6 protein-coding genes, 1 tRNA gene and 1 rRNA gene are annotated in these 8,118 nt (G+C 38.9%); 1 reads left to right on the forward strand and 7 read right to left on the reverse strand.

Going from position 1 to position 8,118, the window contains the following annotated elements:
• Positions 1-232: 232 nt before the first annotated feature.
• Entirely contained in the window at positions 233-1,624 is a 1,392-nt protein-coding gene (gene brnQ, locus AC4HAJ_RS08545) for a branched-chain amino acid transport system II carrier protein (RefSeq protein ID WP_491079735.1), read from the forward strand.
• A gap of 79 nt (positions 1,625-1,703) precedes the next feature.
• Here brnQ and AC4HAJ_RS08550 read toward each other — a convergent pair whose 3' ends face one another.
• The 7 genes from AC4HAJ_RS08550 to rrf form a co-directional block, all read right to left on the reverse strand.
• Positions 1,704-2,597: an SPFH domain-containing protein gene (locus tag AC4HAJ_RS08550; RefSeq protein ID WP_491079736.1), complete on the reverse strand. Its 894-nt coding sequence runs from the start codon at positions 2,595-2,597 to the stop codon at positions 1,704-1,706.
• A gap of 43 nt (positions 2,598-2,640) precedes the next feature.
• Entirely contained in the window at positions 2,641-3,891 is a 1,251-nt protein-coding gene (ilvA, locus tag AC4HAJ_RS08555; protein ID WP_491079737.1) for a threonine ammonia-lyase IlvA, read from the reverse strand.
• A gap of 114 nt (positions 3,892-4,005) precedes the next feature.
• Positions 4,006-4,455, reverse strand: a complete 450-nt coding sequence (locus tag AC4HAJ_RS08560; protein ID WP_491079738.1) for a Fur family transcriptional regulator — start codon at positions 4,453-4,455, stop codon at positions 4,006-4,008.
• A 62-nt stretch (positions 4,456-4,517) separates the two neighbouring features.
• Positions 4,518-4,955, reverse strand: coding sequence for a CoA-binding protein (locus AC4HAJ_RS08565; protein WP_491079739.1), 438 nt, complete (start codon positions 4,953-4,955; stop codon positions 4,518-4,520).
• Positions 4,956-5,210: 255 nt separating this feature from the next.
• Positions 5,211-7,853: a DNA polymerase I gene (gene polA / locus AC4HAJ_RS08570; RefSeq protein ID WP_491079740.1), complete on the reverse strand. Its 2,643-nt coding sequence runs from the start codon at positions 7,851-7,853 to the stop codon at positions 5,211-5,213.
• A gap of 62 nt (positions 7,854-7,915) precedes the next feature.
• Positions 7,916-7,989: transfer RNA gene (locus AC4HAJ_RS08575), tRNA-Asn, on the reverse strand.
• A 5-nt stretch (positions 7,990-7,994) separates the two neighbouring features.
• A 5S ribosomal RNA gene (gene rrf, locus AC4HAJ_RS08580) occupies positions 7,995-8,110 on the reverse strand.
• Positions 8,111-8,118: the final 8 nt, after the last annotated feature.

The raw sequence follows: 8,118 nt of genomic DNA on the forward strand, positions 1-8,118 counted from the left end.
GATGACTAGGTATTTCTTTGACTCTATCATAGTTAGTTCTATTTTCCTCATCTTTCTAGTTTACCAGACGGGACATTTTCACATTCGACCTAGCTAAGACATTATCATTTTCGAATGATAAGAACCAATCATCCCATTTAGCCCATCTTGACAGGCTAAACAGTCCTTGATATAATGAATCGCCATACAATTTTATACAATTTAAGGTAATACTATAATTTGGAGGAAAACAATGCAAAAACCATCAACCTATTGGATTATCGGATTTATGCTCTTCGCCCTTTTCTTCGGAGCTGGTAACCTGATTTTCCCTGCCTACCTCGGTATCTATTCTGGTACCAATCTAGCCCTAGCTATTCTGGGATTCTGTATCACAGGAGTATCCCTCCCCCTATTAGGCGTTGTAGCTGTAGCCTACTCAGGCAAGACTGATGTTGAATCCATTGCTAGGCCTGCTTCTAAGGCTTACGCCCTCTTCTTTGCCATCGCCCTCTACCTAACCATCGGTCCTTTCTTTGCCATTCCTAGAACAGGAGCGGTCTCCTATGAAATAGGAATTAAGCCCTTCTTTGGTAGTGGCCAAGCCGCCCATATCATCTATGGACTAGTCTTTTTTGGCTTATCCTATCTAATTGCGGTTCGACCAAGTAAGATTGCGGATCGTATCGGGAAATATTTGACACCTGCTCTCTTGATTTTCCTAGGCATTCTGATTGTTGCTTCCTTTATTTCTCCCGCAGGCCATATTGGCGCTGCACACAATGCTTCCCCTGCCGTTAGTGACAGCTTCAAGAGCCTGCCTTTTGTGGCTGGACTGATTCAGGGTTACAGTACCATGGATGCTTTGGCTTCTCTGGCCTTTGCTATCTTGGTTATCGATGCTGCAAAAGGGCACGGAGCTAAAACCTCTAGCGCTGTTGCCAGCCTAACTCTCAAGTCCGGTATCATCGCAGCTGCTATTCTAGCAGCTATCTACATTTTTGTTGCCCGTCTTGGAGCAACCTCACAATCTCTCTTTAGCATTAGCAAAGATGGTTTCATCCAGGGAGGTGCCCCAATTTCAGATGGCGGTCCCGTTCTCATCCAATCAGCTACTCACTACATGGGCAACTTGGGCCAAATCATCCTAGGTATGGCCATCTTCCTAGCCTGTTTGACGACAGCAACCGGATTAATTACAGCCTGCGCAGAATACTTCCATAAGATCTTTCCAAAAGTTTCTCACATTGTCTGGGCAACTATCTTCACCCTGATAGGAGTGACCCTTTACTTCGGTGGACTTGATCAAATTATCAAATGGTCAATTCCTGTTCTTTACCTACTCTACCCACTGACTATTGTAACCATCATTCTCATCTTCATGAAAAAGTGGATTGGCTATAATCATATCGTTTACAAGACAGCTCTAGGTTTCACAGCTATTGCAGGTCTCTTTGACGCCTTCAATACCCTATCAGCTCAGACCGAACTTTTCAGCCTTCCAGCTGGCCTAGTCAACTTCTTTACTAAGACTCTGCCTCTAGGTGCTTACAATATGGGATGGATTAGCTTTGCAGTCCTTGGTTTGATCCTTGGCTTAGTTCTGACTGGATTTAAACCACTTAAAGAAACAGAAAAAAATTAAAGCTTACTTTTGATTAAAATACATCAATAAAATCCCGCCTCTAATTAAGAGGCGGGATTTTATATATAGTGCAAAAATATTATCTAGCCTTAAGAGCAGATAGAATCTGTGTCCGAATATCCTCAACTCCTTCTGGACTACTTGGTAGGAAAAGAGTTTGATTACCATGACCTGCAAAAGTATTCAAGGTATCAAGATATTGATTAGTTAAAAGAATAGACATAATTTGCTCTTCCGTCATACCGACATTAGCCTGCTTAAGTTCTGCAATAGACTCAGCCAAACCATCAACAATAGCCTTACGTTGTTGAGCAATACCAACACCGTGCAAACGATCTTTTTCAGCTTCGGCAGAGGCAGCTGTAACAATTTTAATCTTATCAGCTTCGGCCAATTCTTGAGCAGCAACACGTTTCCGTTGGGCTGCATTAATCTCGTTCATAGATTGTTTCACTTCAGCATCTGGTTCAACCTTAGTAATCAATGTCTTAACAATAATATAACCATAAGTCGACATTTCTTCTGCTACCTGATGCTGAACCTCAAGTGCAATTTCATCCTTTTTCTCAAAAAGTTCATCCAAAGTTAACTTTGGTACCGAAGAGCGCAAAGCATCTTCGATATAAGATTTAATTTGTGCCTCAGGACGCATCAATTTATAGTAAGCATCAATAACATTTTGCTCATTGACACGGTACTGTGTAGCCACGTTCAAGGTGACAAACACATTGTCCTTAGTCTTTGTTTCAACAATAATCTCACTTTGCATCAAACGCAGCTGTACACGTGCTACGATCTTATCAATCCCAAAAGGCAAGCGCAAATGAATCCCGCTGGAAGACATCGTTTGATAGCGTCCAAATCGTTCAATAATAGCAACCGATTGCTGACGTACCACATACAAAGAACTTACCAAGAAGAAAATTAAAACAAGTACACAAAAGACAACAAAAATTAAAAAACCAGCAAACATCTTATCTTAACACCTTTCTTTCGTTAATATCGTTTCACAATAGCTAGACTAGCATATTATAAAGACTTTCATTTCCATGTAAATTAATATAGTTAGGATCAAAATCCGATAAACGATCAATCAAAGCGCTATAATCATTCTTATTTGACAAAGTTACCCCAACCAAGCATGGACCAGTCCCCTTGGCAGCACGCTTGATGTATTCAAAACGTGTAATATCATCATTTGGACCAAGTATATTATTTACAAATTCACGCAGAGCGCCTGGACGTTGAGGAAAATTAATCACAAAATAATGTTTGACACCATCATAGATTAAGGCGCGTTCTTCCATCTCTGGCATACGATTAATATCATTGTTACCGCCGGAAATAATACATACCAATGTTTTTCCTTTGATTTGCTCTTTCAAAACTTCAAGAGCAGCAATGGTTGCCGCACCAGCAGGTTCAGCAATAATGCCTTGACGAGAATACATATCGATCAACGTCTCAGAGATTAGCCCTTCATCAACCCCAACCAACTCATCTACTCGCTGACGAGCTACTTCATAAGTCTTTTCACCAACCTTCTGAACAGCAATACCATCAGCAAACTTATCGATATGCTCCAGCTTAACAGGGTGCCCCTTATCAAAAGCAGCTCGCATACTTCTAGCACCATTGGACTCAACACCAATCACTGTCATTTCAGGAGAAACATCCTTCATATAAGTAGAGACTCCTGCAATCAGACCTCCACCACCAACAGGAACTAGGATGCTGTCAAAATCAACACCCTCATCTTTAGCCTGCTCATAGATTTCATAAGCCACTGTTCCTTGACCAGCTTGAACATCCTCATCATCAAAAGGATCAATAAAGGTACGTCCCTCTGCCTTAGTGAAATCTTGTGCAGCTTGAGCCGACGCATCGAAAGTATCCCCGACTAGCTGAATATCGACATAACTACCACCAAAAAATTTGACCTGAGTAATTTTTTGCTGAGGTGTTGTAATCGGCATAAAGATAGTCGCCGAAATCTTCATCTCATTACAAGTATAGGCAACTCCCTGAGCATGATTCCCCGCTGAAGCGCATACGACACCACGATTTTTTTCTTCATCAGATAATTGATGGATCGCATAATAAGCTCCACGCAACTTGAAGGAGCGTACCTTCTGCATATTTTCACGCTTGAGATAGATCGTCGCTTGATATTTTTCTGATAAATAGCGATCAAAATCAAGCGGGGTCCGCTCGACAACATCCTTTAAGACATCGTGGGCATGCACAACATCCACTGCTGTAATCATAGTATCTCCTCTATCATATTGTCTAAATTTTCAGTACATTTATTATAACAGATTAAAGTAGGGAATTAAAGAATTTATCAAAAAAGAACTATTCCCTCAATAGTTCCCTAATTCTTAGCGCTTTGCTTGACACTCTGGACACAAGCCATAAAGCATAATCTGACTACGGCTCACCTTATAGCCTGTTTGCTGACTAGCGGCTTGGTAAATATCATGAATATCATCCCCCATATAGTCCGCAATTTTACCACATCGCTCACAAGCAATATGGATTTCATGATGCCCTAAAAAATCATAATAAGTCGTACTATAATGACACAACTTTAACTCTGTAACAAATCCCTCTTCTACTAATACCTTAAGATTGTTATAAACTGTCGCTAGACTCAAACTAGGATAATCAGATTTAAGGTCTTCATAAATCATCTCGGCACTGGGATGGTGCTTAGCAGCAATCATATATCGGATAATAGCTTTGCGTGATTCCGTTATTCGGATGTATTTTTTCTTAAGATGTTCTAGAACAGTCTCATACGCTTCTAAAGCTCTACGATCTTCCTCCATCACAGCCCCCTTTCAAGATGATAATGTATCTATTATATCACACTTCTAGTTAGCACCCGCCCTTACTTTTCAGATAAAAAACGACCTAACTCTATTTTAATACAGCGATTCATAACAATATCACTTCTACCTGCTTGTCGTAACAGTTCTTCTGCTTCCTGTGATTCTAAACCCAACTGAGCCCAAAAAACCCTAGCATCTGTTTGGACAAAATCTCTAGCAACGTCAGCCAAAAATTCAGAACGTCTAAAAATATTGACAATATCCACCTTCAATGGAATTTCCTGCAAAGAGGCATAAACCTTTTCCCCTAAAATCTCTTTTCCAGCCATACGCGGATTTACCGGTACTATATGATAACCAGCCTCTTTAAGGATACCTGCAATCTCATAAGCTGCCGTTTCTGTACGATTGGACAAGCCAACAACCGCTATAGTCTTAGCCTCTTCCAAATAAGCATCAATGATCGCATTACTTGGATTCTCAAAATGATAAGTCATTAGACACCTCTACTTTATAAGTTTTGAATCACTATATCACAAACCCATCCAAATGTCTAAACTAGAATAATCCTCAAATAAATCTATCTCAAAAACAGCTTTCCAATAAGAAAGCTGTTTATTCATTATAAATTTGATACCAACTTCTAGTTTCTAGAGGGAGTGCTTCCTAAAGTCAGAATAATTGAAGACAAACTACCATAGAAAGAAATAAACCCTAGCTTTTACTGTTTCTTCATTAATAATAGGATTAAATTATTTGGCTTCATACCAAGTTTGACCAGCATTTTCATCCACAATTAAAGGAACTGAAAGACTGACAGCGGATTCCATAATTTCTTTAACCAATTGTTTAACAGCTTCAAGTTCATCATTTGGCACTTCAAGGACAATTTCATCATGTACCTGCAAAAGCATCTTAGCTTGATACCCTCCTTCATCCAGTGCCTTGTCCAAATTGATCATAGCAATCTTCAAAATATCAGCTGCGCTTCCTTGAATGGGAGAATTAATAGCTGTCCGCTCTGCAAAACTACGGATATTAAAATTACGAGAGTTAATATCAGGCAACATACGACGACGCTTGAATAAAGTCTCAACATAGCCCTTATCCTTAGCTTCACGTACAACTCTTTCCATATAATCTTTGATCCCTGGAAAACGCTCAAAATAGGTATCAATATACTCCTTAGCAGCTTTACGCGTAATCCCTAAATTTTGAGATAAACCATAATCAGAAATACCATAAACAACTCCAAAATTAACGGCCTTAGCATTTCGCCGATCATTTGGACTAACATCTTCAGCTTTTGAAATATTGAAGACCCTAATAGCTGTAGCCGTATGAATATCTTCCCCATCTTGGAAAGCCTTAATCAAATGTTCATCCCCAGAAATATGAGCCAAGACCCGCAATTCAATCTGAGAATAATCAGAACTCAAAAGGACACTATCTTGCCATTCAGGAGTAAAGGCCTTACGAATCAAACGCCCTTGCTCCAGACGAACAGGTATATTTTGTAAATTAGGATCAACACTTGATAAGCGCCCTGTCTGAGTTAAGTCCTGAATATACCGAGTATGAATTTTTCCATCATCTAAAATATAATCCTGCAGTCCAACCACATAGGTAGACTGAAGTTTAGCTATCTGACGATACTCCAAAATTTTAGTAACTACTTCACTCAATGGTGCTAAACGCTCTAAAACATCCACTGCAGTTGAATAACCTGTCTTTGTTTTCTTGGTTAACCTAACCGGCAAACCAAGTTTTTCAAATAAGACCTCTCCTAACTGCTTAGGAGAATTAATATTAAATGTTTCACCTGCAAGATCATAGATTTCCTGAGTTAACTGCTCAATAGTCTTAGTATTTTGAGACTCCATTGCTTTAAGCGTCTCGGCATTAACAGATACACCAGCAATTTCCATCTTAGCAAGAACATTAGCCAATGGAAGTTCAATATCAAAAAGTAAGGACAATTGGTCATGCTCCAAAAGACTATCTCTTAGTGCCTTTTCACTTTCAACCAAAACCTTAATTTTAGTTGCTAAATGATTAAATAAAATATCATCCTCAGGGATAGCCTTTTTAGCCCCTTTACCATATATCACTTCATCTTTTGGAAGCACTACAGAAGTATATAGATCAGCAATCGTAGAAAGTTCATTATCTTCCACCGTAGACAAAAGATACTTAGCCAAGCGACTGTCAAATTTAGCAATAGGCAAATCTATACCATGCTTACTCAAAAGAACCTTTGTTCTCTTAAAATCATATACATTTATCGAACCAGATAAAGCTTCTTTAAACGAAGGCGAAGTCAACAATGACAAATCCTTACTGACATAAATCTTGTCCCTATTTCCCCAAGCAAAAGCTAAAATATCTTCGAGATGATAATTGTCATTAAAAACCTCAAAGTAAAAGAATTGATCCTCTGAAAAATAACTAGCATCAGCAGAGTCAACTACTTGAAAATCAACAGAAGAAATATGAGAAGACTCCTCATCACTGTCGCTAAACAACTGAGCTTTAAACTGTTTAAATCCCATTTGATCATAAAAACTTGCTAAATCATCCACGTTTGGACCATTGTAAACAATATCATCTAAGCCAATGTCAACAGGAGCGGAAGTATCTATAGTGGCTAGAGTCTTAGACAAAAAAGCTTGTTCTTTGTCATTAATAAGATTTTCCTTCATCTTAGAGGCTTTAAAGCTATCAAGATGATCATAAATACCAGATAAACTTCCGTATTCCTTCAAAAGTTTAAGCCCAGTCTTCTCACCGATTTTTGTAACACCCGGAATATTATCTGATTTATCACCCATCAAAGCCTTTAAATCAATGAATTGATCTGCAGAAATACCCATCTTTTCCATAAGATAAGCAGGAGTATATTCTTCAAATTCCGCAACACCCTTACGAGAAATCTCCACAGCTGTACGATCATCAACAAGCTGAATAAGATCCTTATCACCACTGACAATTGTCACATTAAAATGATTTCTTTCAGCTAATTTATCAATGGTTCCAATAATATCATCTGCTTCGTAATTTTCAAGATCATAATAAGGAATGCCTAAATGATCTAACATCTCTCTGATATAAGGAAATTGCTCTCTAAATTCATCTGGTGTTTTAGCACGACCAGCTTTATAAGGCTGATACATTTCCGTACGAAATGTAGTTTTACCAGCATCAAATGCAACTAATACATGACTCGGGTTAATACGTTTCATCATATGATCTAACATCAAATGAAATCCATAAATGGCATTTGTATGAAGACCAGAATTATTTTTAAAACGATCAACTTGATTATATAAAGCAAAAAAAGCTCTAAAGGCTATGGAAGATCCATCGATCAACAACAATTTTTTATCTTTCTTCATAGAGCATATTATAACACAAAGCAATAAAAAAGAGGGATACCCCCTCCTAATCAACTTATCTACTCCGCCAGTAGGACTCGAACCTACGACATCATGATTAACAGTCATGCGCTACTACCAACTGAGCTATGGCGGATAACCGCTAAGCAACTCCCGTATCTCACAGGGGGCAACCCCCAACTACATCAGGCGTGCTAGGGCTTAACTACTGTGTTCGGCATGGGAACAGGTGTATCTCCTAGGCTATCGTCACTTAACGCTGAAT

The sequence above is a fragment of the Streptococcus sp. ALY_211 genome (assembly GCF_058314555.1).

Coding starts and splice junctions, on each gene's coding strand:
- brnQ (WP_491079735.1), top strand. CDS start 233: ATGCAAAAACCATCAACCTATTGGATTATCGGATTTATGCTCTTCGCC.
- AC4HAJ_RS08550 (WP_491079736.1), bottom strand. CDS start 2,597: ATGTTTGCTGGTTTTTTAATTTTTGTTGTCTTTTGTGTACTTGTTTTA.
- ilvA (WP_491079737.1), bottom strand. CDS start 3,891: ATGATTACAGCAGTGGATGTTGTGCATGCCCACGATGTCTTAAAGGAT.
- AC4HAJ_RS08560 (WP_491079738.1), bottom strand. CDS start 4,455: ATGGAGGAAGATCGTAGAGCTTTAGAAGCGTATGAGACTGTTCTAGAA.
- AC4HAJ_RS08565 (WP_491079739.1), bottom strand. CDS start 4,955: ATGACTTATCATTTTGAGAATCCAAGTAATGCGATCATTGATGCTTAT.
- polA (WP_491079740.1), bottom strand. CDS start 7,853: ATGAAGAAAGATAAAAAATTGTTGTTGATCGATGGATCTTCCATAGCC.